The sequence below is a fragment of the Brevibacterium sp. CS2 genome (assembly GCF_005280295.1).
GTDB lineage: Bacteria > Actinomycetota > Actinomycetes > Actinomycetales > Brevibacteriaceae > Brevibacterium > Brevibacterium pityocampae.
In genome coordinates this window covers 1,252,248-1,277,332 of the sequence record NZ_CP040020.1, presented here as the reverse complement: position 1 = coordinate 1,277,332, position 25,085 = coordinate 1,252,248, and the positions used below count along the sequence as shown (strand labels likewise).

The 25,085-nt window shown below is 71.4% G+C and carries 29 protein-coding genes, 1 pseudogene and 1 riboswitch; of the genes and pseudogenes, 18 read left to right on the top strand and 12 right to left on the bottom strand.

Annotation, left to right across the window (positions count from 1 at the left end):
• Positions 1-94 precede the first annotated feature (94 nt).
• The 3 genes from FDF13_RS14710 (at position 95) to FDF13_RS05580 (ending at position 1,544) form a co-directional block, all read left to right on the top strand.
• Positions 95-889: a Tad domain-containing protein gene (locus tag FDF13_RS14710; protein ID WP_175406876.1), complete on the top strand. Its 795-nt coding sequence runs from the start codon at positions 95-97 to the stop codon at positions 887-889.
• A gap of 240 nt (positions 890-1,129) precedes the next feature.
• Positions 1,130-1,315, top strand: coding sequence for a hypothetical protein (locus tag FDF13_RS05585; RefSeq protein ID WP_137318805.1), 186 nt, complete (start codon positions 1,130-1,132; stop codon positions 1,313-1,315).
• Between the two features lie 43 nt (positions 1,316-1,358).
• Positions 1,359-1,544 (top strand): hypothetical protein, encoded by a 186-nt coding sequence (locus FDF13_RS05580; protein WP_137318805.1) that lies wholly within the window; start codon positions 1,359-1,361, stop codon positions 1,542-1,544.
• Between the two features lie 142 nt (positions 1,545-1,686).
• Here the strand turns inward: FDF13_RS05580 and FDF13_RS05575 are convergent, their stop codons facing one another.
• Together FDF13_RS05575 and FDF13_RS05570 are read right to left on the bottom strand one after the other, a co-directional pair.
• Positions 1,687-2,511 carry a hypothetical protein gene (locus FDF13_RS05575; RefSeq protein ID WP_137318804.1) on the bottom strand — a complete coding sequence of 275 codons (825 nt, stop codon included), beginning with the start codon at positions 2,509-2,511 and terminating at the stop codon, positions 1,687-1,689.
• A gap of 26 nt (positions 2,512-2,537) precedes the next feature.
• Entirely contained in the window at positions 2,538-2,990 is a 453-nt protein-coding gene (locus FDF13_RS05570) for a hypothetical protein (RefSeq protein WP_137318803.1), read from the bottom strand.
• Between the two features lie 309 nt (positions 2,991-3,299).
• Between FDF13_RS05570 and FDF13_RS05565 the strand changes: the two genes are divergently transcribed.
• The 4 genes from FDF13_RS05565 (at position 3,300) to FDF13_RS05555 (ending at position 4,871) form a co-directional block, all read left to right on the top strand.
• The gene (locus tag FDF13_RS05565) at positions 3,300-3,494 is read left to right on the top strand and encodes a DUF3073 domain-containing protein (RefSeq protein ID WP_137318802.1); all 195 of its coding nucleotides are present in this window, start codon (positions 3,300-3,302) and stop codon (positions 3,492-3,494) included.
• Positions 3,495-3,618: 124 nt separating this feature from the next.
• Complete coding sequence (locus tag FDF13_RS05560; RefSeq protein ID WP_137318801.1) at positions 3,619-3,906, top strand: hypothetical protein; 288 nt, start codon at positions 3,619-3,621, stop codon at positions 3,904-3,906.
• Positions 3,907-4,086: 180 nt separating this feature from the next.
• Positions 4,087-4,245 (top strand): hypothetical protein, encoded by a 159-nt coding sequence (locus FDF13_RS14705; protein WP_217494906.1) that lies wholly within the window; start codon positions 4,087-4,089, stop codon positions 4,243-4,245.
• Positions 4,242-4,871, top strand: a complete 630-nt coding sequence (locus FDF13_RS05555; protein WP_137318800.1) for an OmpA family protein — start codon at positions 4,242-4,244, stop codon at positions 4,869-4,871. Before FDF13_RS14705 ends, FDF13_RS05555 begins: the two co-directional genes overlap by 4 nt.
• Here the strand turns inward: FDF13_RS05555 and purM are convergent.
• The 6 genes from purM to FDF13_RS05525 form a co-directional block, all read right to left on the bottom strand.
• Positions 4,817-5,917: a phosphoribosylformylglycinamidine cyclo-ligase gene (gene purM / locus FDF13_RS05550; protein ID WP_137318799.1), complete on the bottom strand. Its 1,101-nt coding sequence runs from the start codon at positions 5,915-5,917 to the stop codon at positions 4,817-4,819. The genes FDF13_RS05555 and purM overlap by 55 nt on opposite strands.
• Before the next feature lies 1 nt (position 5,918).
• Positions 5,919-7,451, bottom strand: coding sequence for an amidophosphoribosyltransferase (gene purF, locus FDF13_RS05545; RefSeq protein WP_137318798.1), 1,533 nt, complete (start codon positions 7,449-7,451; stop codon positions 5,919-5,921).
• Positions 7,408-7,827, bottom strand: coding sequence for a hypothetical protein (locus tag FDF13_RS05540; RefSeq protein WP_137318797.1), 420 nt, complete (start codon positions 7,825-7,827; stop codon positions 7,408-7,410). Before FDF13_RS05540 ends, purF begins: the two co-directional genes overlap by 44 nt.
• A 103-nt stretch (positions 7,828-7,930) precedes the next feature.
• The gene (locus tag FDF13_RS05535; RefSeq protein ID WP_137318796.1) at positions 7,931-9,373 is read right to left on the bottom strand and encodes an aldehyde dehydrogenase family protein; all 1,443 of its coding nucleotides are present in this window, start codon (positions 9,371-9,373) and stop codon (positions 7,931-7,933) included.
• A gap of 165 nt (positions 9,374-9,538) precedes the next feature.
• Entirely contained in the window at positions 9,539-9,937 is a 399-nt protein-coding gene (locus tag FDF13_RS05530; protein ID WP_137318795.1) for a sterol carrier family protein, read from the bottom strand.
• Complete coding sequence (locus FDF13_RS05525) at positions 9,934-10,983, bottom strand: asparaginase (protein WP_137318794.1); 1,050 nt, start codon at positions 10,981-10,983, stop codon at positions 9,934-9,936. Before FDF13_RS05525 ends, FDF13_RS05530 begins: the two co-directional genes overlap by 4 nt.
• Before the next feature lie 74 nt (positions 10,984-11,057).
• Between FDF13_RS05525 and purD the strand changes: the two genes are divergently transcribed.
• Genes purD through FDF13_RS05515 form a run of 3 tightly spaced genes read left to right on the top strand, consistent with a single transcriptional unit; the run spans position 11,058 to position 13,842 of the window.
• Complete coding sequence (gene purD, locus FDF13_RS15190; RefSeq protein WP_254668926.1) at positions 11,058-12,371, top strand: phosphoribosylamine--glycine ligase; 1,314 nt, start codon at positions 11,058-11,060, stop codon at positions 12,369-12,371.
• Between the two features lie 51 nt (positions 12,372-12,422).
• On the top strand, positions 12,423-13,325 hold the full coding sequence (locus FDF13_RS15185; protein ID WP_254668925.1) for a phosphoribosylaminoimidazolesuccinocarboxamide synthase: 903 nt from the start codon (positions 12,423-12,425) through the stop codon (positions 13,323-13,325).
• Positions 13,326-13,356: 31 nt separating this feature from the next.
• Positions 13,357-13,842, top strand: coding sequence for a low molecular weight phosphatase family protein (locus tag FDF13_RS05515; protein ID WP_175406874.1), 486 nt, complete (start codon positions 13,357-13,359; stop codon positions 13,840-13,842).
• Between the two features lie 77 nt (positions 13,843-13,919).
• On the opposite strand, the gene FDF13_RS05510 is transcribed toward FDF13_RS05515, so the two are convergent.
• Both FDF13_RS05510 and FDF13_RS05505 read right to left on the bottom strand, forming a co-directional pair.
• Entirely contained in the window at positions 13,920-14,321 is a 402-nt protein-coding gene (locus FDF13_RS05510; protein WP_137318792.1) for a hypothetical protein, read from the bottom strand.
• A gap of 135 nt (positions 14,322-14,456) precedes the next feature.
• Positions 14,457-15,071 (bottom strand): hypothetical protein, encoded by a 615-nt coding sequence (locus FDF13_RS05505; protein WP_137318791.1) that lies wholly within the window; start codon positions 15,069-15,071, stop codon positions 14,457-14,459.
• Positions 15,072-15,422: 351 nt separating this feature from the next.
• On the opposite strand from FDF13_RS05505, the pseudogene FDF13_RS15180 reads away from it, so the two are divergent.
• The 7 genes and pseudogenes from FDF13_RS15180 to FDF13_RS05480 form a co-directional block, all read left to right on the top strand.
• Positions 15,423-15,587: pseudogene (locus tag FDF13_RS15180) on the top strand (phosphoribosylformylglycinamidine synthase subunit PurS); the annotation flags it as partial.
• 213 nt (positions 15,588-15,800) lie between these two features.
• Positions 15,801-16,541, top strand: coding sequence for a phosphoribosylformylglycinamidine synthase subunit PurQ (gene purQ / locus FDF13_RS05500; RefSeq protein WP_247423655.1), 741 nt, complete (start codon positions 15,801-15,803; stop codon positions 16,539-16,541).
• Positions 16,542-16,618: 77 nt separating this feature from the next.
• Positions 16,619-17,803, top strand: a complete 1,185-nt coding sequence (locus FDF13_RS05495; protein WP_137318789.1) for a DUF6882 domain-containing protein — start codon at positions 16,619-16,621, stop codon at positions 17,801-17,803.
• 91 nt (positions 17,804-17,894) lie between these two features.
• Positions 17,895-17,961, top strand: a riboswitch (guanidine-III (ykkC-III) riboswitch).
• A 12-nt stretch (positions 17,962-17,973) separates the two neighbouring features.
• Entirely contained in the window at positions 17,974-18,288 is a 315-nt protein-coding gene (locus FDF13_RS05490; RefSeq protein ID WP_137318788.1) for a multidrug efflux SMR transporter, read from the top strand.
• Positions 18,289-18,675 (top strand): multidrug efflux SMR transporter, encoded by a 387-nt coding sequence (locus tag FDF13_RS05485; RefSeq protein ID WP_137318787.1) that lies wholly within the window; start codon positions 18,289-18,291, stop codon positions 18,673-18,675.
• A 72-nt stretch (positions 18,676-18,747) separates the two neighbouring features.
• Positions 18,748-19,416: a hypothetical protein gene (locus tag FDF13_RS14695; protein WP_175406873.1), complete on the top strand. Its 669-nt coding sequence runs from the start codon at positions 18,748-18,750 to the stop codon at positions 19,414-19,416.
• Positions 19,413-20,264 carry a glycosyltransferase family 2 protein gene (locus tag FDF13_RS05480; protein ID WP_175406872.1) on the top strand — a complete coding sequence of 284 codons (852 nt, stop codon included), beginning with the start codon at positions 19,413-19,415 and terminating at the stop codon, positions 20,262-20,264. Before FDF13_RS14695 ends, FDF13_RS05480 begins: the two co-directional genes overlap by 4 nt.
• 90 nt (positions 20,265-20,354) lie before the next feature.
• Here the strand turns inward: FDF13_RS05480 and FDF13_RS05475 are convergent, their stop codons facing one another.
• Both FDF13_RS05475 and FDF13_RS05470 read right to left on the bottom strand, forming a co-directional pair.
• Entirely contained in the window at positions 20,355-21,284 is a 930-nt protein-coding gene (locus tag FDF13_RS05475) for a rhodanese-related sulfurtransferase (protein ID WP_137318785.1), read from the bottom strand.
• 54 nt (positions 21,285-21,338) lie between these two features.
• Positions 21,339-22,388 (bottom strand): Glu/Leu/Phe/Val dehydrogenase dimerization domain-containing protein, encoded by a 1,050-nt coding sequence (locus FDF13_RS05470; protein WP_217494905.1) that lies wholly within the window; start codon positions 22,386-22,388, stop codon positions 21,339-21,341.
• Positions 22,389-22,638: 250 nt separating this feature from the next.
• Between FDF13_RS05470 and purL the strand changes: the two genes are divergently transcribed.
• On the top strand, positions 22,639-24,966 hold the full coding sequence (purL, locus tag FDF13_RS05465) for a phosphoribosylformylglycinamidine synthase subunit PurL (protein WP_137318784.1): 2,328 nt from the start codon (positions 22,639-22,641) through the stop codon (positions 24,964-24,966).
• Positions 24,967-25,085 lie beyond the last annotated feature (119 nt).

The window sequence follows — 25,085 nt, the reverse complement described above, 5'->3', positions numbered from 1 at the left end:
GCTCCTGGACCCGGTCCTGGGCCCCTGTGCCCTCCCGATTCCGCTCCCAGATGTGGACAATGAAGACGTTCCCTGCTCGCTCCCCGAGGACAGTATGATCCCCATGCTCCGCTTACGCACCCTCCGGCGACCCCCGTCCCTCTTCGACCTGCGCCGCCGCGACCCCGAATCCGGCCAGGTCTCGATCGCGCTCGTCCTTGTCTCGGTCGCCGTCATCGGCGCCTCGCTGCTGTTCATGATCTTCGGTGAGGCCGTCGATCGGAAGACCGAGGCGCAGAAGGCGGCGGACTCCTCGGCGCTCGCTGAGCGCCGAGGCCGCCCGCGGCAACTGGATCACGGCTTGGTTGGGCGGGCAGTCCATCACTGTCAGCAAGCCCACTCCTCCGCCGCCACCTCCGCCCCCGCCGCCGGCTGGGACCCCTCGGACCCCGATCCTCCGCCTCCCCCACCTCCACCGCCGGAGGACGAGGAGGAGGAGATCTCGTTCACCTTCGTCGCCCCGGACCCCTTCTGGGCGGCAGCGGGGTGGACGGGATACCCCAGCGCGAGCAGCTTCGCGGCGAAGAACGACTCGGTGATCCTCACCCAGTACCAGGTCGAGTCACCGCGCACCATCGCTGTGGACGTGTCGACCCAGTCCAAGGCCGTCAAGTCTCCGCAGGGCAAGAAGATCCAGGAGACCCTCACGGCGCCGGGCAGCGCAGCCGCCGAGGTCCGTACCCCGCCCGGCCTGACCTGCATGCCCGAGGGAATGCCGAGCCTCGAGGCGTGGACGCTCGTGTGCACGAGCATCTACGGGTCGGCCCGCGCCTATTATGTCGGCCCGACCTATATCTCCCACGACCACGATGCCTTCGAACGGATGTTCAAGATCAAGCTCGTCGAGTGAGCATTCCCCACCTGCCACGAGGGCACCCGGCTCCGCGCCGGGTGCCCTCAGTCCATTCATCCCCCACAGCGCTCCCGTCCACCAGTCGATCGCCCGCACGAGCGCACTGCCCCCCGGGGGCCCATTCGGCTGGGCCCAATCGCTTTGGGTCCACTCCCGGAACCGGAGACCCTTCTGACGCTCACATCGACCCGGCAGACTGAAGTCACAAGCTCGGCACCGAACCGAAAGGACTTCACCATGAACGCTCTCACCAAGATGACCCAGGCCATCCGCACCAACCGCGAGACCGGCGCCGTCTCGATCGAGTACCTCGCGATCGCCCTCGTCGTCGCCGTCGTCGTCGGCATCGTCATCGCAGCCGCCAGCGGCATCAATCTCACCGGCCCCTTCCAGGACGCCGTCAATTCGATCTTCGACTACTGACCCCCACCCCTCGAACACCCACCATCCCCGAAAGGACTTCACCATGAACGCTCTCACCAAGATGACCCAGGCCATCCGCACCAACCGCGAGACCGGCGCCGTCTCGATCGAGTACCTCGCGATCGCCCTCGTCGTCGCCGTCGTCGTCGGCATCGTCATCGCAGCCGCCAGCGGCATCAATCTCACCGGCCCCTTCCAGGACGCCGTCAATTCGATCTTCGACTACTGACCCCCACCCCTCGAACACCCACCATCCCCGAAAGGCACCCGGTCCCCCGGGTGCCTTTCGCATTCACCTGTGCTTCCTCACCACCCGATCGAGCCGTAAGCGGCACCCGGCCGGTTCTACTCGGAACACCGGACCGCCCGGCTCAGCTGCTGCGGGCGTAGAGCCCGAGCATCTCCCACATCCGGGTGTAGCGGGTGAAGGCCGCTCCCGCGCCCTCGCGGTCGTCGGCGTCGAGGCTGTCGACCCAGTCCGCGACGAGCTCCGCCCCGGTGTCCGGCCACAGCACCTCGCTCATCCCGCCGAGGTCGAGCTCGAGGATCGAATTCATGTCGAACCCGTCGAGCCACTCGGAGAACATCTCCGTCGACTCGACGACGCTGACGAGCTTCGACTTCTCCTTGATGACCTCGAGCGCCCAGTCGACGCGGGAGGAGGCGGTGAGGATCGGCGTGCGGATGCGGATCCGGAAGCCTTCGTCGCCGTCGCCGATATCGTCGCTGATGACCTGGTCGCGCTGCGGGTCGAGGGCGAGCCACCACACGGGCGACACGTCCCACGCCGAGGTCCGGGTGAACACGCGGGTGTCGGGGTCGTCCTGCATCCATTCGACCCGGTGGGCGGCCGCCCGGCGGCGGGCGGCCTTGGGCACGATGAGGTCGAGCTCGCCGCGGGTGCTGTTCTCCGCGAGCGCCTCGAGCGCATGCCACGACCGGATGTCGTCCTGCACCGGGCACACCCGGTCGAACTCGTCGCCGGCGTCGGCGGCGGGCATGAAGATCGGCGTCCCGCGATAGGAGTCGGCCACCGGATCCGGCGGGATGCTGATGAGGCGGATGTCGGCGTCGGCGGCGACGAGACCGGCGATCGCATCGCGGTTGTCCGATACCGGGAAGTCGGCGAGCTCCGGGTGCACCACGCACGGCTCGAACACCCGCAGCCTGATCTCGAAGTCACGCTCGTAGGCCATGGCCCAACCCTATGCGAGAACCGCGCTCAGCGAGCCTTCCGCCACCGCAGGTCCCCGTCCGCCGTCTCCTCGACGGCGACCCGGACCGGCTCCGGCAGGTCGAACCGGAAACCTCCGGACTTCGCAGCCTGGACCGCCTGCCGCCGCAGCTCACCGGTCGGCAGGTTCAAACGGGGATTGAGGGTGTCGTAGATCGTCGACCCGAACAGCTGTCGGAGCACCACGCTCGGCAGCGCATCCACGACCCTGTTGTCCGCCATCCGCTCACCGCCCCCGGCCCGCTCCCGGATCACCGGGGCCGCACTCAGCGGGCTGTCGTCGCCACGCAGCCGCGGGTTGCGCGCGTAGTGCACGATCACCGCGACGATCTCCCCGTCCCAGGTGCGCACAGCGGGCCGGAGCACGGGGAGAAGGAAGCGCCGGCCCAGAGCGAGCAGCGCGGCAAGGGCGACGATGCCGATGAAGACGATCATTCCCACGTCCAGCTCCATCGCTCAGCCCCACAGCGAGAGCGCACCAAGAGCTACGAGGCGCAGCAGGACGAGGTGTCGCTTCCGGGAATGACAGGTTCGGGGGTGCATGATTCCGCAGTGTAGACCGCTCCGTCGAACCGCCGTGAGCCCTGTGGAAGCCGACCGCACTGGCCACCGCACACTGTCCACAAGGCCGTCCGAGGAATGGCACATCCTATCCCGACCGGGTAGGATTCCGGGGTAGAGATGACAACCACGATGCCGGGGTTCGCGCACAGTCGCGTCCTGGACCGACGACAGAGGGGGTCGACGCCTGTGGGTCGCGGCCGCGCTAAGGCGAAGCAGATCAAGGTTGCCCGTAAGCTCAAGTACTACAGCCCGGAGACCGACCTGACTGCTCTGCAGAGGGAACTCGGCGGATCGACGTCCGAGGAGGACGGCGACCCCTTCGACGAGGAGCCCGACTACTCCGAGTACGCCGACAAGTACAACGACATCGACGACGACTGAGCATTCGTCCGTCCACCTGGCACGCTCCGACTCCGACCCGGCGGTTCCCCGACCGCCACGACGATGGCCCGCTCCCTCCGAAACCCGTCCGAATCACTGTCCCCTTGAGCGAAAGCATTCCCCGATGCGCAGAATCCCCTCGGTCCGACCCACCACCGCGATCGCGTCCCTCGTACTCATCCTGAGCCTCGGCGCCTGTTCGCTCGGATCCGACGACACCACCGCCGACCGGCAATCACCCGACGACACCTCGGCAGCCGGTGAGTCCCCCTCCGCAGCACCGTCCGGTGAGCCCGGCTCGCCGGAGTCCGCCGGACTGGACCCGAACAACCTCCCCGAACCGGTAGCGACCGCAACGGTCCCCGTCCACGTCAGTGGAGGAGACGAGCCCGATTCGACGATGACCGTCTAGCTCCTCGGCCTGTACCGCGAGGGCAGGACCGTCGTCGGGCAGTTCGCCTTCACCGTCGATGCCGCCGCCGGCTCCGAACGCAACCATCTCTACCACTATCTCGGCAACAGCGGGTGGGCGCCGTTCTTCATCGACAACACGAACCTCAAGCGCCACCGGGTGCTCAGCGACTCCAGCGGTGTGATCCGCGCCCAGACCGACTACATGGGCGGGAAGTTCGGCCCGGGGCAGACGTTCTACGCGTTCGCGGTCTTCGCAGCACCACCGGAGGACGTCACCGAGGTCGACGTCGCCATGGTGGACGGGGCGCCGCTCGCTACCGGGATCACCATCCAGTGAGCGCCGCACACGACTTCCGCACCTCGTTCCTCGGCGCTGCCGCGGCTGCACTGCTCGTCCTCACCGGGGCGGGCAGTGCAGCGATGGCCTCCCCGACGACTCTGGCGGATGTGGGGGAACCGAGCCAGACCGAGCTCGACGACAGCATCGACGACCTCGACGAGAACACGACCGACCTCCTCGAGAACACCGACGAGGTCGAGACCACGGAGACGGACGGGTCGGAGACGACGATCTCGCTCTCGTCCGACATCCTCTTCGACTTCGATTCCTCGACGGTCAAGGACGCCGCGAAGACCAGGATCCGGGAGCTCGTCGCCGACATCCCGGACGGCGCCCGCATCGAGGTCCACGGCCACACCGATTCGAAGGGCGACGACGACTACAACCAGTCGCTGTCCGAGGACCGGGCGCAGGCGGTCGCCGATGTCATCTCCGATGAACGGTCCGACGTCGAGCTCGATGTCGAAGGATACGGCGAGACCCAGCCGGTGGCCCCCAATGAATCCCGCGGCGAGGACGATCCCGACGGTCGCGCAGCACGGCAGACCCAGCAGCCGAAGGCGGCGCCTCAGTCGAGGAGGATCGCAGCTCCGCCGTCGACGCCCTTGGCGCCCTGCACGTAGTACTCGTCCCCGGCCAGCGCACGGTCGTCGGCGGTGACCTCACCGAGCACCCAGGCACCGTCCACCGCGGCGAGCACGGCGTCGACGGACTTCCGATCGACCACGAGGACCATGCCGACTCCGAGGTTCCATGTGCGCTCGCGGTCGATGCGCGGCACGGAGCCGAGCTCGCCGAGGACGTCGAAGACCGCCGGCACCGTCCAGGTGGAGCGGCGCATGGTGGCGAGCAGTCCCTGCGGGAGCACGCGCGCGATGTTCGCCGACAGCCCGCCGCCGGTGACGTGCGACATCGCGTGCACCGCGTCGGGCTGTGCGGCGAGCAGCTCGAGCAGCGGGCCGGAGTAGACGGTCGTCGGGACGAGGATCTCCTCACCCAGTGTCCGGCCGAACTCGGGCACCTCACGATCGAGGCCCCACCCGGCGTCGGCGATGATGCGCCGCACCAGGGAGTAGCCGTTGGAGTGCAGGCCCGAGGACGGCAGGCCGACGAGCACGTCACCGGCGCTCACGCGGTGCGCGCCGAGCACGCGAGAGGCCTCGACCACACCGGTCGCCGCACCGGCGACGTCGTACTCGTCGACCCCGAGCAGGCCGGGGTGCTCGGCGGTCTCCCCGCCCACGAGCGCGACCCCGGCCGAGGCGCACGCCTCGGCGATGCCGCGCACGATGTCGGCGATCCGCTCCGGCACCACCCGTCCGCAGGCGATGTAGTCGGTCATGATGAGGGGCGTCGCCCCGCACACGACGATGTCGTCGACGACCATGCCGACGAGGTCGAAGCCGATGGTGTGGTGGATGTCGAGGGCCTGCGCGATCGCGACCTTGGTGCCCACCCCGTCGGTCGAGGCCGCGAGCTGGGGCCGCTCGTAGTCCTTGAGCATGGAGACGTCGAAGAGTCCGGCGAAACCGCCGAAGTCCCCGACGACGTTCGGGCCGTGGGTGGCCGACACGGCGGCCTTCATGAGCTCGACGGCCCGGTCGCCGGCCTCGACGTCGACGCCTGCGGAGGCGTAGGTGGTGCCCTGTGCTGCGCTGTCCTCGGTCATGTCAGCAGCTCCTCTCCGGCGCCTGGCCGTCCGGGATCCTGATCGGGTACTCCCCGGAGAAGCAGGCGGTGCACAGCTCGCTGCGCTCCTGCTGGGTCGCGGAGATCATCCCGTCGAGCGAGATGTAGCCGAGCGAGTCCGCGCCGAGCGACTGGCAGATCTCGTCGGTGGTGAGTCCGTTGGCGATGAGCTCGGCACGGGTCGCGAAGTCGATGCCGTAGAAGCACGGCCACTTGACCGGCGGGGAGGAGATGCGGATGTGGATCTCCCGGGCGCCGGCCTCGCGGAGCATCCGCACGAGGGCGCGCTGAGTGTTGCCGCGGACGATCGAGTCGTCGACGACGACGAGCCGCTTGCCCTCGATGTTCTCCCGCAGCGGGTTGAGCTTGAGGCGGATGCCGAGCTGCCGGATCGTCTGCGAGGGCTGGATGAAGGTGCGGCCCACGTAGGCGTTCTTCATCAACCCCTGCCCGAACGGGATCCCCGACTCCTCCGCGTAGCCCACGGCAGCCGGCGTCCCGGATTCCGGGGTGGCGATGACCATGTCCGCGTCGACTGGGTACTCGCGGGCGAGCACCCGGCCCATCTCCGTGCGGGCGGAGTGCACGGTCTTGCCGGCGAGGATGCTGTCCGGGCGGGCGAGGTAGACGTACTCGAACACGCAGCGGGCGAGCTCGGGCTCGGCGAAGGTGTACGAGCGCAGGCCGTCCTCGTCGATCGCGATGAGCTCGCCGGGTTCGACGGCGCGCACGAACGAGGCGCCGACGATGTCGAGCGCGGCGGTCTCGCTCGCGACCACCCAGCCGCGGTCGAGCCGGCCGAGAGCGAGCGGGCGCACGCCGTGGCGGTCGCGGGCGGCGTAGAGCGTGTGCTCGTCCATGAACACGAGGCTGAAGGCGCCCTCGAGCTTGGGGAAGAGCTCGAGCGCGACCTCGGTGAGGTTCTCCCCCGTGCCGGAGGCGAGCAGCTCGGTGATGAGCGAGGTGTCGTTCGAGGAGTCGCGGTGGCCGCGGGTGCGATTGGTCTTCTGCGTCGCCTGCTTGACGGTCTCCTGCCGCACCTCCTGCCGGGTGTCGGCGAGCTCCTGGAGCTCGAGGAAGTTCGTCAGGTTGCCGTTGTGGCCGAGGGCCACCGTGCCGAAGCGGGTGGGCCCGAGCGTCGGCTGCGCGTTCTCCCACGTCGAGGAGCCGGTGGTGGAGTAGCGGGTGTGGCCGACGGCCATGTGCCCGGGCAGCGTCTCGAGGTCGTTCTCGTCGAACACCTGGGACACGAGTCCCATGTCCCGGTAGACGATGATCTGTTCGCCGTTGCTCGCCGCGATCCCGGCCGATTCCTGGCCCCGGTGCTGGAGGGCGTAGAGGCCGTAGTAGACGAGTTTGGACACCTCCTCGCCCGGTGCCCAGACCCCGAACACACCGCATTCGTCCTGCGGCTTCTTGTCCTGGGGGTCGATTTCGTGAGTCAGCTGTCCATCTGCGCGTGCCACGCCGTCATTCTCCCACAGTGCGCGGGGCCTCGGGGCCGCGACCGGCATCCGGGCCGGGCCCCTCCGCGGGCGCCTCGGGAGCGTTCGGGGCGGCATCCGCGGCCGAGGCGGGTGTCGAGGAGTCCGCGGCACGGCGCCGCTCCGGCTCGTACTCCGCGCCCACGGCGAAGGTGCGGGCGCGCTGGACGCTGCGCCGGTCGACGAGGAGCGCGACGATCGCGCCGAGGAAACCGCCGATGATCCCCACCACGACCATGAGCATCCAGACTGCCGAGCCCTGCGTGACCTGGGTGGTGAGGGCGCTCGTGTCCACGGGCAGGAGGCTGAGGACCAGTCCCACGGTCATGCCGAGGACGACCCCGACGATGATGAATGCCGAATACCGTGGACTCCGTCTCACCGAGACGTCGATGGTGTCCTTCATGAACTCCCCTGGGCTGCCGTCGTGTGCGCCCCCGAGTCTAGTCCACCGGGCTCGGCGAGCTCGTCGGTGCACCGGTCTCCGCGGGCCCGTCGGCACCGCCGGCTCAGAGCTTGATGACGACGGTCTTGGTCTGGGTGTACTCGTCGAAGGCCTCGATCGACTTCTCGCGCCCGTAGCCGGATTTCTTGAAGCCGCCGAAGGGCAGCTCGACTCCGCCGCCGGCGCCGTAGGTGTTGACGAACACCTGGCCGGCCTCGATCGCCGCGGCCATCCGGTGCGCCCGGCCCACGTCCCGCGTCCACACCGCGGACACGAGCCCGTAGTCGGTGCCGTTGGCGAGCTCCACGGCCTCGGCGTCGTCGTCGAACTCGGTGGCGACGACGACGGGGCCGAACACCTCCTCGCGGGCGATCTCCGCGGACGGGTCGACATTGTCGACGAGCGTCGGGGAGAAGAAGGCACCGCCTGCCAGATCGTCACCGAGGTCGCTCGGCGCTGATCCGCCGGTGACGATCTCACCGCCGCTGAGCCGGTCGAAGAAGCCGGCCACGCGCTCCTGCTGCTTGACCGACACGAGCGGGCCGAGCATCGGGTCATCGGCCCCGCGGCCGATGCTCACCTTCCCGAACTCCGCGGCCATCTTCTCCACCACCTCGGCGTGCACATCCCGGTGGACGAGCAGGCGCGCGCCGGCCGAGCATGTCTGCCCGGCGTTCTGGAGGATCGACCGCACGAGGCTCGGGATCGCGGCGTCGACGTCGGCGTCGGCGAACACGACGTTCGCAGACTTGCCGCCGAGCTCGAGCACGGTGGGCACCACGCGGTCGGCCGCGGCGTGGGCGATGAGCGAGCCGGTGGCGGTCGAGCCGACGAACCCGAGGTGGGCCACCCCGTCGTGCGCGGCGAGCGCGGCCCCGGCCTCGGAGCCGAGCCCGGTGACGACGTTGAAGGCGCCGGCAGGCACCCCGGCGCGGTGGACGAGCTCGGCGAGGCGCACGGTGGTGCGCGGGGTCTCGTCCGCCGGCTTCGCCACCGCGCAGTTGCCGGTGGCGAGCGAGGAGGCGGCGGCCCGGCCGATGAGCTGGAGCGGATAGTTCCACGCGACGATGTGCCCCGTCACGCCGTAGGGCTCGCGGCGGGTGTAGGCGTGCATGCCCGGGTCGAAGGGGATCGTCTGCCCGTAGTACGACTCGATGGTGTGCCCGTAGAACTCGAAGTAGCGAGCACAGGTGTCGGCGTCCGCATAGGCCTGGGTGAGCGGCTTGCCGGTGTCCTCGGTCTCGAGGCGGGCCAGGGTGTCGCGATCCTCGCGGACGAGCCGGGCGATCTCGACGAGGAACCGGGAGCGCTGCTCCGGCGAGGTGTTCCGCCACTCGCGCTGGGCGCGGGCGGCGGCCGCCACCGCCTGGTCGACGTCCTCCGCGGTGCCCCGGGAGACCCCGCCGAGCGCCCGGTTGGTCGCCGGGTCGATGTTGTCGTAGGTGTCCCGGGCGGGCACGGAGCGGCCGTCGATGAACGAGGTGGTCGGAGTCGTCTGCGCAGTCATGGCCTCATTGTCCTCGCGCACCCGGGGCGTGGGCAACGACCCGCCGCATGCTGGACGGGCGGGCGGGCCGGGGCGGGGTGGGGGCTGGCTGCACGGTTCGGTTCGGAGGGAGGCCTCTCCCGCTCAGCTCGCGGAGATCCCCGCTCGACTCGCGAGGAGCCGCGCTCAGCTCGGGAAGAGCTCGGCGGCGTCGAACAGCGGGGTCACCGCGGTGAGGTCCGCGCGCGTGCCCGAGGCGCTCATGCGTCCGGCGGCGAGCGCGGCGGCGAAGTCCGTCTCCCCCACCGCGACCTCGAGCCAGGCCTCGGGGTCCGCCTCGACGACGTTGGGCGGGGTGCCGCGGGTGTGGCGGGGACCGGCGATGCACTGGGTGACGCCGAAGGGCGGGATCCGCACCTCGACGGAGTTGCCCTCGTTGCGCGCGGCGAGCTCCTCGAGCGTGAACCGCACGGCGGTGGCCAGCGTGGTGCGCGGGGCGGGTGCGGCGCCGGTGCGGCGGGCCTGCACCCAAGCGACGAGCGCCTCGTGCCCGGCGGCCGGGTCGATGCGGCGGCGGATGCTCATCGCCGCCCCAGCTGCTCTGCGGCGGTCAGCACGGCCGAGGAGGAGCGCAGCGCGCCGACGACCGCGGGCTCCCCGTCGCCGCCGATCCCCCCGGTCACCCGGTGGTCGAGCTCGGCGAGCACCGGCACGACCTGCTCGGCGGGCAGGGCGCCGGCGGTGACGAGGAGCTCGAGGGCGACCATCGTCGTCGGCCGGCTCGAGCCGTCGAGGCATTTGACGGCGACCGCGTGGCCTCCCGGGGTGCCCATGACCATGACGCCCTCGGCGCCGAACTTCGCGAGGATGCCGAGCTTCTCGACGACGACGGAGTTCGGTCGGCCGTGCCCCTCGATGGCCCACGGGTGGGCGAGCACGGCATCGCGCAGGGTGCGCGCGTGCTCGGTGGTGCCGGCGGCGAGCCGCCCGATCCCGGCCGCCAGCCGGGTCAGCGGCAGCGCGTGGACCGGGGCCCCGCAGCCGTCGACCCCGACGAAGTCGGACGGGCCCCCGCAGTACTCAGCGACGGTCGCCGCGACCTGCCGCTGCACCGCGGAATCCGGGTCGAGGTAGGCGGCGGTGTCGTGGCCGCCGAGCTGCTGGGCCATGAGGAACGCCGCGTGCTTGCCCGAGCAGTTGAAGTGGAGCGGGGACACCAGGGTGCCGTCCTTGCGCACCCGCATCCGGTCGCCGCGGTCCGCGGGCGCGACGGCCGGGCACTGCAGGTCCTCGGGCCCCAGGCCCACGGAGTCGAGCATCCCGGCGACGACCTCGACATGGCCCTCCTCCGCCCGGTGGGAGGCCGTGGCGAGCACGAGGGACTCTCCCGCCAGCGGCACACCCATCTCCAGGCAGGCGAGCGCCTGGAGGGGCTTGAGGCTCGAGCGGGTGAGGACCGGCTCCGCGGGCGCGCCGAGCTCGATGAGCGGGGCGCCGTCGGGGTCGACGACGACGGCGGAGCCGAGGTGGCGCGACTCGACGAAGCCGGAGCGCTCGATGACGGCGAGCTCGACGGCCGCCGCGGCGGAGAAGGTCTCGGAGGTCGGGGGGTGCGTGCTCTGTGGGCTCATGGGTCCACACTATCGGCGGGCGCCGCCGGCCGTCCGACGCCCGGTTCGGGAGCCCGCCGTACTAGTCTGGGGGCGTGAAGGTTCTCGTCATCGGGCCCGGTGCCCGCGAACACGCCCTGGCCGCCGCGCTGTCCCGCGATCCGCAGGTCGACGCCGTCATCGCCGCGCCCGGCAACCCGGGCATCGGGCTGCTGTGCGAGACCCGGCCGCTCGGCGCCACCGACCCGCATGCTGCGGTCGCGCTCGCCGAGGAGCTCGACGTCGACCTCGTCGTCGTCGGTCCCGAGGCCCCGCTCGTCGCCGGAGTGGCCGATGCGCTGCGCGCCGCCTCGTTCGCGGTGTTCGGCCCCGGCCAGGAGGCCGCGGCGCTCGAGGGCTCGAAGGCCTACGCCAAGGACGTGATGGAGGCCGCCGGGGTGCCCACCGCCGCCGCCGTCGCCGCCACCACCGTGGACGAGGCCGCCGCCGCTCTCGATCGGTTCGGCGCCCCGCACGTCGTCAAGGCCGACGGGCTCGCCGCCGGCAAGGGCGTCGTCGTCACCGAGGACCGCGCCGCCGCGCTCGCCCACGCCGAATCCTGCCTGAGCGTGTCCGACCGGGTCGTCATCGAGGACCACCTGACCGGGCCGGAGGTGTCCCTGTTCGTGCTGTGCGACGGCACCACCGCCGTCCCGCTCGAGCCCGCACAGGACTTCAAGCGCATCCACGACGGCGATGCCGGGCCGAACACGGGAGGTATGGGCGCCTACTCGCCGCTGCCCTGGGCCCCACCCGGGATGGTCGAGGAGATCGTCGCGCGCGTCGCCCAGCCGGTCGTCGACGAGATGGCCCGCCGCGGCGCCCCGTTCGTCGGCCTCCTCTACTGCGGGCTCGCGCTCACCCCGAAGGGCCTCCGGGTCATCGAGTTCAACGTGCGGTTCGGCGACCCGGAGACCCAGTCCGTGCTCGCCCGGCTCGAGACCCCGCTGGCCCAGGCGCTGCTCGCCGCCGCGGAGGGCCGCCTGGCGGAGTTCGGACCACTCTCCTGGTCCCCCGAGGCCGCGGTCACCGTGGTCCTGGCCGCCGCGGGCTACCCCGAGGCGCCGCGCACCGGGGACCCGATCGCGGGGCTCGAGGAGGCCGCCGCCCTGCCCGGCGTCATGGTCCTCCACGCCGGCACCGCCACCTCGCCCGCGGGCGAGGTCGTCACCGCCGGCGGGCGCGTGCTCTCCGTCGTCGCCACCGGGGAGGATCTCACCGCCGCCCGCGAACGCGCCTACGAGGCCGTGGGCCTGATCTCCTGGGACGGCGAGCAGCACCGCACCGACATCGCGCGTGCGGCCGCGGCCGGAGGGGTCGCCGTCCCGGCCGGGAGTTCCGCACCCGGCGGGGACTCCGACCCCACCTGATACCCCCGCCGCCGGCGCACTCCGGCACCGCATCCGACCCGAAGGAACGCCATGATCGACACCGAGCACCCCGACATCCCCGACTGGACCCACGTGTACTCGGGCAAGGTGCGCGACATCTACGTCCCGGCCGAGGTCGGCACGCTCGAGGGCGCGGATCGGATCCTCATGGTCGCCTCGGACCGGATCTCCGCCTACGACCACGTGCTCGCCTCGGAGATCCCGGACAAGGGCGTCGTCCTCACCGGGCTCACCCTGTGGTGGTTCGACCAGCTCGCCGACGTCATCGGCAACCACGTGACCTCGACCGAGGTGCCGGCCGAGGTGGCCGGGCGCGGCATGGTGTGCCGGCCGCTCGACATGTTCCCCATCGAATGCGTGGCCCGCGGCTACCTCACCGGGTCCGGCCTCGCAGACTACCGGCGCACCGGCGCGGTGTGCGGGGTCCGCCTGCCCGCCGGGCTCGGGGAGTCCGACAAGCTCGAACCGGCGATCTTCACCCCGGCGACGAAGGCGCAGATCGGCGACCACGACGAGAACATCGGCTTCGACCGGGCCGCGGAGATCGTCGGAGCCGCGGAGGCCGAGGAGCTGCGCGACGTCACCCTGCGGATCTACACCCGCGCGGAGGAGATCGCCCGCGAGCGCGGCATCATCCTCGCCGACACGAAGTTCGAATTCGGGCGCGGCCCGGGCGGCACCATCCTGCTCGCCGACGAGGTCCTCACCCCGGATTCCTCCCGCTTCTGGGACGCCGCGGCCTACGCGCCCGGCCGCGCGCAGGCGAGCTTCGACAAGCAGTTCGTCCGCGACTGGCTGACCTCCGAGGCCTCCGGCTGGGACAAGGACTCCGGAGATGCCCCGCCGGAGCTGCCCGCGGAGATCGTCGAGAAGACGCGCGCCCGGTATGTCGAGGCCTTCGAGCGCATCACCGGCGAGACCTTCCCCCTCTGAGCGGTCCCGGGAGCCGACGATGAGAACGGTGATGTTCGTGTGCACCGGCAACACGTGCCGTTCCCCCTTCGCCGAGCGCCTCGCAGCACTCCTCGACCCCTCCACCCGGTACACGAGCACCGGCACCCACCTGCTCGCCGACCTCGGCATCGACCCGGCGATGGCGGCGTGCCTGACCCGCCTCGGCGCCTCGACGGCGGGTTTCACCTCCACGCAGCTCGACGCGGACCGCGCGGCCGGGGCCGACCTCCTCGTCTGCCTCACCCGCTCCCACCGGGACTTCGTCGTGGGCACCTGGCCGGAGGCAGCCGCCCGGACCGTCGTGCTGCGCCCCTACGCGGAGCTCGCCGCCGCCGGAACGGTCGCGGCCTGGGACCCGCCGGGCGCGGGCGTCGAGGTCCCGTCCCGCGGATACCTCGACGACATCGCCGACCCCTACCGGCTGGGCCGCGACGAGGCCGAGCGCGCGGCGGCGGAGATCGAGACCGCGCTGCGGACGGTGCTCGGGCTGGGGTGACACAGCAGCTCGGCGTCGGAGGTTCTTATGCTGCCGGCGGGTTCAGGCGGTCGGTGGGCACGGCGCACCGCGCGGGATCACGGTGAGGCCGGGTGCGCGGCGAGGAACGCCTCATAGAGCTGTCGCCTGTCCTCGTCCGCGGCGGCCCGCGTCAGGGCGGCCAGGTGGATGGCGAGCCGGCCGCGCCGCTCGCGGTAGTTCACGCTCGCCCCGGCATCGACGAGGCGCTGCGCCAGCTCGCCGTCGTGTGCTCCGAGCCAGCGGTGGGCACCCAGCAGGATCGAGAGCGTCGACTGCCCGTAGCCGACCGGGGAGGCGTCCGCCCCGTCGTCGAGGAGCCGGCGGGAGATCTCCCACCGCGCCTCCGCATCGCGATTGCCGAGCGCTTCGACGAGCAGCTCGGACGTCGCGTTCCCGTCGTACTCGGCGGAGAAGGCGGAGAGGTCGCCGTCCTTCGCTGATCGCTTCGCAGTGGGCACGGGGATCTCACCTCCGCCAAAGCACGAGCGGGTGCGGACGACCCGGCTGACCCGGCTGACCCGGCTGACACGGCCGATACGGTCGCGCAGCTGCGCGTCCTGGTATCGGCCGCTCCAGGGTGCCCGACACCGCGGTCACTGCTCGAGGTAGGTGAGGACGGCGCCGGCGAGTTCTCGCGCCCGCTCCCGTGTGTCGGCGCCCCCGGTCGCTGCGGCGGTGACCACCAGTGTGCCGCTGCGTACGACGACCTGCGACACCTCGCCCTCTTCCGACGAGGCGGCCTGCGTCATCGTGCTGTGGATACCGACGGCGCTGTCGGCACCGTCGACCTCGACGTCGAATCCTTCGATGGTGGATTCGGAGACAGGCTCGCCATCGTGCAGAAGGCGCATCTCAGGACATTCCGCGACCATGCCGGAGAACATCGATTCATGGGACTCCGCATCGGAGCCCGCAGCATGGCTCGAGATATCGACGCGCATTCCGCCTTTGGCGCTGAGACCAGCGACGGTCGGCGCCTCGGTGCCGTCGAGCGAGCTCAGCGCATCGTCGAAGAATGCTGCACACGATTCCGGCTCGATCTCCGGACGCTGTTCCTGACTTCCGAACTGGGCGAATCCGAGCGTGGATTCGGCGAAGGTGAAGTCATCGAACTCGTTGAAGGTGAATCCGTTCGCTGCCGCGAGCAGGTCGCTCGTCGACCCGAACTGGTGGGCGCCGCCACCGGAATCGGCACCAGGTGTGGTCATCGCGGTCTCCTCTGCCGATGTGCCCGGGTCGTTCGGTTCGGTCCCGTCGGGACCCCCGGCGGAGCATCCGACGAGCGCCAAGGACAGTGCCGCAACGGCTGCGCCGCACCTTACGATTCTCCGCATCCTGTCGTCTTCTCCTCGGGTTCGACATCATCGGGCTGTCTGCTGTCTCGACTGTATCGGATGCTCCTGCGGCAGGCTCCGAGATCGGAACGGGTTGTGTCCGGCACCGGTGCCGGACACCGCGCTCCCGACGATCCTCGGCGTTGGTAGACTCGCAGGTGTTCGGCGCGCGATCGGGGCGCGCCATCCAGCGGTCCGCCGCACCTGCGAGATTCAAGGAGCACCATGGGACGTGTCGTCGTCGAAGTCATGCCGAAGCCGGAGATCCTCGACCCCCAGGGCAAGGCGATCGGCTCGGGCCTCGACCGCTTGGGGCTCACCGCCTTCACCGATGTGCGCCAGGGCAAGCGGTTCGAGCTCACGGTCGACGGCGAGGTCACCGAGGAGATCCTCGCGCAGGCCCGCGAGGCCGCCTCGACGCTGCTGTCCAACCCGGTGATCGAAGACGTCGTCGCAGTCGAAGCGGCACCTGACGCCCCGGAGCCCGCCCACCCGGGCACCCCTGGTGGGCGCCGCCTCGGACTCCGTCGCGGAGGCGAACGACGATCCGGCCGGTGCCCGGTGAGCGGCGACCGCAGCCGGTACACCGCCGGCGGACCCCTCATCGGTGCCGCCGAGTCCACCACGACGCTGCCCGGCGCCGAGGGCGCTCGCGTGGGCGTGGTGACGTTCCCCGGCACGCTCGACGACCGCGACGCCGCCCGCGCCGTCACCCTGTCCGGTGCTCGTGCCGTGCCCCTGTGGCACGCCGACACCTCGCTCTCCGACGTCGACGCCGTGATCCTGCCCGGCGGCTTCTCCTACGGCGACTACCTGCGCTGCGGGGCGATCGCCCGCTTCGCCCCGATCATGGACGCCGTCATCGACGCCGCGCACGGCGGGATGCCGGTGCTCGGCATCTGCAACGGGTTCCAGGTGCTGTGCGAGGCCCACCTGCTGCCCGGTGCGCTCGTCCGCAACGACACCCAGCAGTTCATCTGCCGCGACCAGGTGCTCCGGGTGGAGAACGCCGGCACCGCGTGGACGAACAGCTTCACCGAGGGCCAGGAGATCATCATCCCGCTGAAGAACGGCGAGGGCGGCTTCATGGCCTCCGAGCCCGTGCTCGACGAGCTCGAGGGGACCGGCCGCGTGGTGGTCCGCTACGTGGGCAGCAACCCGAACGGCTCGCGCCGCGACATCGCCGGGATCACCAACGAGCGCGGCAACGTCGTCGGCCTCATGCCCCACCCCGAGCACGCCGTGGAACCCGGCTTCGGGCCGGACACCGCGGACGGTCTGCGCAGCGGGGTGGACGGCCAGGGCTTCTTCACCTCGGTCATCCGCACCCTCGTCAACGCCTGAACCCGGGCCCGGGCCGTGCCCGGACGCGGGACTCCGGGTGCCGAGCTCCGCCCCGGTGAGTCCAGTACCCTGAGATCATGAGCGATTCTCTGCAGAGCCTCGTCAACCGGGCCATCTTCTTCTCCACCGAGATGCAGACGCGATTCGGCCTGCGGATCGCCGACGCCGAGTGGGAGGTCGACTTCTCCGAGAACCCGCGGCTGGCGTTCACCGGCGAGCACCCGCTCACGCTCACCGCGCACCTCATCGGCACCGAGGCGGATTCCCCGCGCACCTGGCACTGGGGCTGGGACAACGTCAACGAGTTCCCCGAGCCCGTCGTCGCGCGCTCGCACGAGGTCCGCAGGCTCGGCGCCGCGCGGGGCATCGGCGAGCTCACCACCGACGAGTTCGACTCCGACGACGAGCTGCCGCTGCGGCTCGTCCTCGCCGCCAAGGAGCTCACCGGCATCTGGGCGCACTACCCAGCGGCCGCAGGCGGGGGCACCGTCGTGTGGATGCTCGTCGAATCACCCGAGCTCGCGCTCGACGCACCGGCCATCAAGTCCCTCGTCCGGTCGATGGCCCAGGGCCTCACCGAGACCACGGTGACCGACCATGTCGAAGCCCTCCAGGCCTATGCGGAGCACCGCGGATTCCCGCTCGTCATGTGTCCGGACGGCACCCTGCGGGTCCTCGCCGCCGACGGCTGGGCCGACGTCACCGTCGACGAGCAGCGCCGCATCACCAACTGCCAGGTCCACTCCCCGCTCGAGGGCCAGGCCGCCGAGGAGTTCGCCGCCGCACGGTCCGCCGCCCCCGGGGAGCCCGGCGCGCCCACCGAAGAGACCGTCCCGTCCCCGGCCGAGGCGCCGGCCGAGACCTCCGCCCCGGTCGAGTCCCCTGTCGAGGAATCTGCCGAAGCACCGGCCGCACCCGAACCGGTCGAACCCGCTCCGGCACCCACCGCGCCCGAACCCGTCGAACCGGCACCGGACGTCCAGCAGCCGGCCGAGGACACCGCGCCCGCTCCGGAATCCCCGGCTGCGGAGACCGCCCCGGCGCCCGAGCCGTCCACCGCCGCCGAGGCGCCCGCCCCGGAGCCGCAGCCGGAACCGCGCCCGGCCCCGGTCGAGCCCTCCGCACCGGAACCCGCTCCGGAACCGGCCGACAGCGCACCCCGCCCCGCTCCAGAACCGACCGCGGATCGTCCCGCGGATACCCCGGCCGAGGACGCGGAGCCGCGCAAGAAGGGCTTCTTCCGCAAGCTGTTCGGCCGCTGAGGCGAGCGCGTCCGCGCGGGTCGTCCAGCACTCCCGGTCGAGCGGCCCGGCCGCGCGTTGCCGCCCCGGACCGGGATCGGTATCCTGAGTCATGGAGCCCGGCACCAGGGCTCGCGGACGAGGGAGCAGTACCCGCACCACGACAAGACTGACTCACACGGGAGTTCGTCATGGCCTGGTTCGTCCTCATCGTCTCCGGCATGCTCGAGGCCGTCTGGGCCTCCGCGCTGTCGGCCTCGCACGGCTTCAGACGCTGGAAGCCCACTCTCCTCTTCATCGTCTCCGTCACGCTGAGCATGGCCGGCCTCGCCTGGGCGATGACCTCGCTGCCCACCGGGACCGCGTACGCGGTGTGGGTGGGGATCGGCGCCTCGCTCACGGTGCTCTGGGGATTCGTCACCGGGCAGGAGCGCGCGACCGTCGCACGCGTGCTGCTCCTCGTCCTCCTCATCGGTTCCGTCGCCGGCCTCAAGGCGGTGAGCTGAATGCCGTGGCTCGTCCTGCTCCTCAGCGCTGTCTTCGAAGCCGTCTGGGCCACCGCGCTCGGCATGTCCGACGGCTTCCGCGCACTCCTGCCCACCGTCGTGTTCGCCGTCGCCGCCGTCATCAGCATGCTCGGCCTCGGCTGGGCGGCCAAGCACATCCCGATCGGCACCGCCTACGCCGTGTGGACAGGAGTGGGCGCCGCACTCACCGTGGGCTGGGCGATGGCCACCGGCACCGAGGCGATCTCAACCGGGAAGATCGTCTTCATGTGCGGGATCATCGGCGCGGTGATCGGGCTCAAGCTCGTCCCGAGTCCCCGGGCCGCGCCCGCTCCGGGAGCGTCGGACGAGGCACCGACCGCCGACGGTCCGGCGCAGAGCGGCTGAGCCGCTGAACGCGCTGGCCGCTGCGTGACCGAGCCGCTCAGCGTGCGCCGCCGACACCGATAGACTGTCAAGATGACTTGTCCCGAATCCTCCTGGGCCGAGGTGCAGGGACGCTGGTGGTCGACGGACGTCCTCCGCATCCTCGCGGTCCTCAGCGTGCCGCTGGCCTGGTGGTACGCCGGGGTCGCCTCGGGCGGGTGCCTGTTCCTCGTGCTCGGTGGGGTGACGCTGCTGCGCTTCCTCGTGCTGCCCCGGCTGGTCGATGCCCTGTGCCAGCTGACCTTCCTCGCCGCCGCCTGGGCCGCGGTGACCGGCCTCTACCAGAACTTCTCCTGGCTCGACATCCCGGCGCACGCCCTCGCCACCGCCGCCGCCGTGCTCATCGCGTGGCGGCTCGTCATGCTCCGCGACCCGGCCCACCGGGTGCGCCCCGATCGCTCCGGCGCGCCTGCAGAATCCGCCCCTCCGGCCGCGCATGGGCCGAGAGACGGCGCTGTCCGCCCTCCCCTGCCATGGTGGTCGCTGCTCTGGCACCTGCTCGCCCTGTCCGCGCTGCTGAGCGTGCTGTGGGAGTTCGGCGAGTGGGCTGGATTCGTCTTCATCTCCGAGGAGATCGGCGTCGGCTACCACGACACGATCGGCGACCTCGCCGCCGGGACGCTCGGCGGCGGGCTCCTCGCACTGCCCCTCGCCCTCGGGCTCGAGCGCGAGGCCGCCTCGCACGCGGGGGCCGACGAATGAGCCCGTCCGACCCGCCGCGCGGCACCGCCCCGCCGTCGCCCCGTGGCGGCGCCGCTCCGGCGCCGAGCACAGACGACTCCGGGGTCTCCGTCGTCATCCCGGTGCTCGACGACGCCGAGACGCTCGCCGGCTGCCTCGCCGCCCTCACCTCCCAGACGCGGCCGCCGCTCGAGATCATCGTCGTCGACAACTCCCCGCCCGGGCCCGCGGATCCCGCGATCTCGGCGGTGGCCCGGAGCGTCGGCGCGCGCGTGGTGCGGGAGGTCAGGCCGGGGGTCGCGGCCGCCTCGGCAGCCGGCTACGACGCTGCGCACGGGACGATCCTCGCCCGCCTCGACGCCGATTCCCGTCCTGCCCCGGACTGGGTGGCGACGGTCGTCGCGGAGATCGAGGGGCGCAACCTCCACGCGGTGACGGGCCCCGGTTGCTTCTACGACATCCCCGGGCTGCGCGGGCGGATCGCCTCGGCGGCGTACCACTCCTCGCTCCAGCTCGGGGTCGGCGCGGCGATGGGCAACGTCCCGCTGTGGGGTTCGACGATGGCGGTGCGCCGCGGGGTGTGGCTGCACGTCCGCCACCGGGCCCATTCGACGGATCCCGCGGTGCACGACGACCTCGATCTCGCGTTCGCGCTCGGCCCGCTCGCGCGGATCGGCTGGAGCCGGGGCATGGCGGTCGGGGTCGAGGGCCGGACCTTCGGCTCGGCCCGGGCGCTCGCCTCGCGCGTGCGGCGGACCCTCTACACGTGCCGGCTGCACTGGGACCGGCAGAGCGCGGGCGAGCGCCTGCTCTGCGGTCTCACCCGCGGGCGCCTCTTCCGGAAGCCGGAGATCGCCCTCCTGTCATGAGTCTGCGCCCCGTGCGGTGAGTGCGCGCCCCGTGCAGCGAGCGCGCCGCCCCTCGGATACCCCGCAGTACGGCGAGGTGCGTCCGGCCGCTCAGCGCGAGGGCGCCTCGGCGCCGGTGATCGCCGATCCCGCGGCACCGGCGGGCACGCACTCTCCGCAGTGCGGGTGAAGTCCCGACTCCGTACACGCGGCGCAGCGGAGGAAGAGCTTGCGGCACTCGTCGTTCGCGCAGTTGACGAACAGCGGCGTGGGCTTCGCGCATTCGGCGCAGCGCCCCAGCGACTCCGCGCCCTCGCCGAACTCCATGTGCATGCGCTTGTCGAATACGTAGAGCGATCCGTCCCACAGGCCGGAGTTGCCGAACGATTCGCCGTAGCGGACGATCCCGCCCTCGAGCTGGTACACCTCGGAGAAGCCCCGGTTCTTCATGAGCACGCTGAGCACCTCGCACCGGATCCCGCCGGTGCAGTAGGTCACCACGGGCCGGTCCTTGAGCTCGGCGTACCGGCCGGACTCGATCTCCGCGATGAAATCGCGGGTGGTGTCCGTGTCGGGCACGATCGCACCCTTGAACCGTCCGATCTGCGCTTCCATCGCATTGCGTCCGTCGAAGAACACGACCTCGTCGCCGCGCTCCTCGATGAGACGGTGCAGCCGTCCGGGCGTCAGGTGCTCGCCGCCGCCCTGCACCCCGTCTGCGGTGACGGTGATCTCGTCCGGGGCGTGGAAGGTCACGAGCTCGGGGCGCACCTTGACGCTGAGCCGGGGGAAGTCGTTGCCGGTCCCGGTAGACCACTTGATGTCGGCGTCCCGGAAGGGTGCGTAGCTGCGGGTGGACCGCACATAGCGCTTGACGTCGTCGATCTCGCCGCCGAGCGTGGCGTTGATGCCCTGGTGGGAGACGATGACCCGCCCCTTGAGCCCGCAGCCCTCGGCGAGCGCGTGCTGCCACAGGCGGACCGCCTCCGGGTCGGACAGCGGGGTGAAGACGTAGAAGAGCACGATCTTGGTCAGCGACATAGGCACATTCTAGGGAGGGTGCGCGGATCGGATCCCCCGGCTCCCGCCTGCCCCTCAGCTCCGAGCGGCGGCCATGCGCTCCCGAGCGATCTCCTCGGCCACCTCCGCACTCGACCGGTCCTCGCGCTCGGCCTGCTCGAGCACGGCTCGCACCCGGTCGAAGAGCGTGAGGACGGTCTCCCGCGAGGACTCGAGCGTGGGATCGGAGTAGATCATCGTCGCCGCCGCCATCACCCCGCCGGCGTTGGCGAGGAAGTCCGGCACGACGGTGATGCCGTGCTCCCGCAGGATCCGGCCGTGCTCCGGGGCGGCGAGCTGGTTGTTCGCGATCCCGCTGACGAGCCGGGCGGAGATCTCCCCCACCGTCGCGTCGTTGATCACCGCGCCGAGCGCGCAGGGAGCGAACACGTCGACGTCCTGGGAGTGGATGACGTCCGGGTCGACCGCCATGGCGCCGTAGGCCTCGACCACGGCGGCGACGGCGTCCGGGGAGACGTCGGCGACGACGAGCTCCGCCCCGGCCTCGTAGAGCAGCCGGGAGAGCTCCCGGCCGGTGCCGCCGAGCCCCTGCACCGCGACCCGCAGCCCCACGAGGTCGGTCCGGTCCCACACGTGGGCGGCCCCGGCGCGCAGCGCGGTGAACGCCCCGAGCGCGGTGAACTGGGAGGCGGTGACGCCGGTGGGGAACTGGCTGGCCCGGGCGAAGATGTAGTCGCACTCCTCGGCGAGGACATCGGCGTCCTCCGGCCCGACGCCGACGTCGATCGCGGTCCAGAAGCGCCCGCCGAGCGTCTGCACGTGCCGGGAGAAGGCGCGCAGCACCTCGGCCTTGTCGGGCCGGCGCGGGTCGGCGATGATCACGCACTTGCCGCCGCCGAGCGGGAGGCCGGCGATCGCGTTCTTGTAGCTCATCCCGCGCGACAGGCGCAGGACGTCGGTGAGCGCATCCTCCTCCGTGGCGTAGGGGTGCATCCGGCAGCCGCCGGCGGCCGGGCCGAGCGCGGTGTCGTGGATGGCGATGATCGCGCGGAGGTCGGTGGCCGGGTCGTGGCAGAACACGACCTGCTCGTGGTGGTCGAACTCGGGGTGGGTGAAGATGTTCACGGCGGCTCCTTCGCAGCGGGCGGGACGGCGGCCGGATCGACGTCCCGGGCCGCAGGCGGGCGATGCGTCCGACGTTACCGCCCACCGGCGCGTGCCACGATCCCGCGCGCCTGGGTCGTCGGGCCCACGACGGCCGGGTACCGGGGCGCTCCGACGGGCGATGTCCGAGGCGCGGTCGACCGGCGCCCCCGCGCCCGGCGGCGGTACGATGGACACGGCGCTGTCTTCACGAAAGGACCACCCCAGGATCATGACGAACACGCACTCGGCACCGGCGGACAAGAAGGTCAGGGAGACGGTCGACTTCGCCGCCGCGAACCCCGATGTCGAGCAGCCGTTCGCGGAGCTCGGGCTCAAGGAGAACGAGTACGCGAGCATCAGGGAGATCCTCGGCCGGCGCCCCACCTCGGCGGAGCTCGCGATGTACTCCGTCATGTGGTCCGAGCACTGCTCCTACAAGTCCTCCAAGGTCCACCTGCGCAAGTTCGGCGACTACGTCACCGACGACATGAAGAAGAACCTGCTCGTGGGCATCGGCGAGAACGCCGGCGTCGTCGACATCGGCGACGACTGGGCGGTGACCTTCAAGGTCGAGAGCCACAACCACCCCTCCTACGTCGAGCCCTACCAGGGTGCGGCCACCGGCGTGGGCGGCATCGTGCGCGACATCATCTCCATGGGGGCGCGCCCCGTCGCGGTCATGGACCAGCTGCGCTTCGGCGCGATCGACCACCCGGACACCGCCCGCGTGGTCCACGGCGTCGTCGCCGGGGTGGGCGGCTACGGCAACTGCCTGGGCCTGCCGAACATCGGCGGCGAGGTCGTCTTCGACTCCGTCTACCAGGGCAACCCGCTCGTCAACGCGCTCGCCGTGGGAGTGCTGCGCCACGACGACATCCGGCTGGCCAACGCTTCGGGCGTGGGCAACAAGGTCGTGCTGTTCGGGGCGCGCACCGGTGGCGACGGGATCGGCGGCGCCTCGATCCTCGCCTCGGAGTCCTTCGACGACACCAAGCCGTCCAAGCGCCCGGCAGTGCAGGTGGGCGACCCGTTCGCGGAGAAGGTCCTCATCGAGTGCTGCCTCGAGCTGTTCGCCGCCGAGGTCGTCGAGGGCATCCAGGACCTCGGCGCCGCCGGGATCTCCTGCGCCACCTCGGAGCTCGCCTCCAACGGCGAGGGCGGCATGCACATCGCGCTCGACGACGTGCTGCTGCGCGACCCCTCGCTCACGCCGGAGGAGATCCTCATGAGCGAATCCCAGGAGCGGATGATGGCGGTCGTCACCCCCGAGAAGCTCGAGGAGTTCCTCGCGATCACCACCAAGTGGGACGTCGAGACGAGCGTGCTCGGCGAGGTCACCGACACCGGCCGGCTCGTCATCGAATGGCACGGCGACATCATCGTCGACGTGCCGCCGCGCTCCGTGGCCCACGACGGCCCGGTCTACGAGCGCCCCTACCACGAGCCCTCGTGGACGGAGGCCACCCGCGCGGACTCCGTCGCCGCCGCCGGCCTCACCCGCCCGGAGTCGGACGAGGAGCTGCGCGCCACGCTGCTGCGACTCCTCGGCTCCCCCAACCTCGCCTCGAAGTCCTGGGTGACGAACCAGTACGACCGCTATGTGCAGGGCAACACCGCACTCGCGTTCCCCGACGACGCCGGCGTCATCCGGGTCGACGAGGAGACCGGGCTCGGCGTGGCGATCGCGACCGACGCCAACGGCCGCTACTGCTATCTCGACCCCGCACGCGGGGCGCAGCTCGCGCTCGCCGAGGCGCACCGCAACGTCGCCACCTCCGGCGCCCGGCCGCTCGCCGTCACCGACTGCCTCAACTTCGGCTCGCCGGAGGACCCGGAGATCATGTGGCAGTTCGCGCAGGCCGTCGAGGGTCTGGCCGCCGGCTGCCAGGAGCTCGGCATCCCCGTCACCGGCGGCAACGTGTCGCTGTACAACCAGACCGGCGGCGTCGCCATCCACCCGACCCCGGTGGTCGGCGTGCTCGGCGTGTTCGACGACGTCACCCGTGCCACCCCGGCGGGCTGGAAGGACGCCGGCCAGACGATCTACCTGCTCGGCACCACCGCCGAGGAGCTCGACGGCTCGGCGTGGGCCGATGTCGTCCACGGCCACCTCGGCGGCGTGCCCCCGGAGTTCCGGCCGGACACGGAGAAGGAGCTCGCCGACATCCTCATCAACGCCTCGCGCGACGGCATGATCGACGCCGCGCACGACCTCTCCGAGGGCGGGCTCGCACAGGCCCTGGCCGAGGCGTGCCTGCGCCGCGGCACGGGTGCGCGGGTATGGCTCGACGAGGTCGCCCAGCGCGACGGCGTCGACCTCTTCACGCTCCTGTTCTCGGAGTCGACGGCACGCGCGATCGTCGCCGTCCCCCGCTCCGAGGAAGTGCGCTTCAAGGACATGTGCACCGCACGCGCCTTCCCGTTCGCGCGGATCGGCATGACCGACGCCGGTGAGGGCAACACCGGTGCGGTGCTCGAGCTCGTCGACCGCTTCACCATCCCGGTCACCGAGCTGCGCACCGCCCACGAGGCGACGCTGCCGCAGCACTTCGGCTGAGAGGCGGGCGCGGCGGAAGCTGCTGCTCTCGAGCGCGGAACGCCCATCGACCTGCCGCTTGAGCTCGGAACGCCCATCGACCTGCCGCTCGTGCTCGAATCCGGACGTGGATATCGAGC

Coding starts and splice junctions, on each gene's coding strand:
- FDF13_RS14710 (WP_175406876.1), top strand. CDS start 95: ATGATCCCCATGCTCCGCTTACGCACCCTCCGGCGACCCCCGTCCCTC.
- FDF13_RS05585 (WP_137318805.1), top strand. CDS start 1,130: ATGAACGCTCTCACCAAGATGACCCAGGCCATCCGCACCAACCGCGAG.
- FDF13_RS05580 (WP_137318805.1), top strand. CDS start 1,359: ATGAACGCTCTCACCAAGATGACCCAGGCCATCCGCACCAACCGCGAG.
- FDF13_RS05575 (WP_137318804.1), bottom strand. CDS start 2,511: ATGGCCTACGAGCGTGACTTCGAGATCAGGCTGCGGGTGTTCGAGCCG.
- FDF13_RS05560 (WP_137318801.1), top strand. CDS start 3,619: ATGCGCAGAATCCCCTCGGTCCGACCCACCACCGCGATCGCGTCCCTC.
- purM (WP_137318799.1), bottom strand. CDS start 5,917: ATGACCGAGGACAGCGCAGCACAGGGCACCACCTACGCCTCCGCAGGC.
- purF (WP_137318798.1), bottom strand. CDS start 7,451: ATGCCGGTCGCGGCCCCGAGGCCCCGCGCACTGTGGGAGAATGACGGC.
- FDF13_RS05540 (WP_137318797.1), bottom strand. CDS start 7,827: ATGAAGGACACCATCGACGTCTCGGTGAGACGGAGTCCACGGTATTCG.
- FDF13_RS05535 (WP_137318796.1), bottom strand. CDS start 9,373: ATGACTGCGCAGACGACTCCGACCACCTCGTTCATCGACGGCCGCTCC.
- FDF13_RS05530 (WP_137318795.1), bottom strand. CDS start 9,937: ATGAGCATCCGCCGCCGCATCGACCCGGCCGCCGGGCACGAGGCGCTC.
- FDF13_RS05525 (WP_137318794.1), bottom strand. CDS start 10,983: ATGAGCCCACAGAGCACGCACCCCCCGACCTCCGAGACCTTCTCCGCC.
- FDF13_RS15185 (WP_254668925.1), top strand. CDS start 12,423: ATGATCGACACCGAGCACCCCGACATCCCCGACTGGACCCACGTGTAC.
- FDF13_RS05515 (WP_175406874.1), top strand. CDS start 13,357: ATGTTCGTGTGCACCGGCAACACGTGCCGTTCCCCCTTCGCCGAGCGC.
- FDF13_RS05505 (WP_137318791.1), bottom strand. CDS start 15,071: ATGACCACACCTGGTGCCGATTCCGGTGGCGGCGCCCACCAGTTCGGG.
- FDF13_RS05495 (WP_137318789.1), top strand. CDS start 16,619: ATGAGCGATTCTCTGCAGAGCCTCGTCAACCGGGCCATCTTCTTCTCC.
- FDF13_RS05490 (WP_137318788.1), top strand. CDS start 17,974: ATGGCCTGGTTCGTCCTCATCGTCTCCGGCATGCTCGAGGCCGTCTGG.
- FDF13_RS05485 (WP_137318787.1), top strand. CDS start 18,289: ATGCCGTGGCTCGTCCTGCTCCTCAGCGCTGTCTTCGAAGCCGTCTGG.
- FDF13_RS14695 (WP_175406873.1), top strand. CDS start 18,748: ATGACTTGTCCCGAATCCTCCTGGGCCGAGGTGCAGGGACGCTGGTGG.
- FDF13_RS05480 (WP_175406872.1), top strand. CDS start 19,413: ATGAGCCCGTCCGACCCGCCGCGCGGCACCGCCCCGCCGTCGCCCCGT.
- FDF13_RS05475 (WP_137318785.1), bottom strand. CDS start 21,284: ATGTCGCTGACCAAGATCGTGCTCTTCTACGTCTTCACCCCGCTGTCC.
- purL (WP_137318784.1), top strand. CDS start 22,639: ATGACGAACACGCACTCGGCACCGGCGGACAAGAAGGTCAGGGAGACG.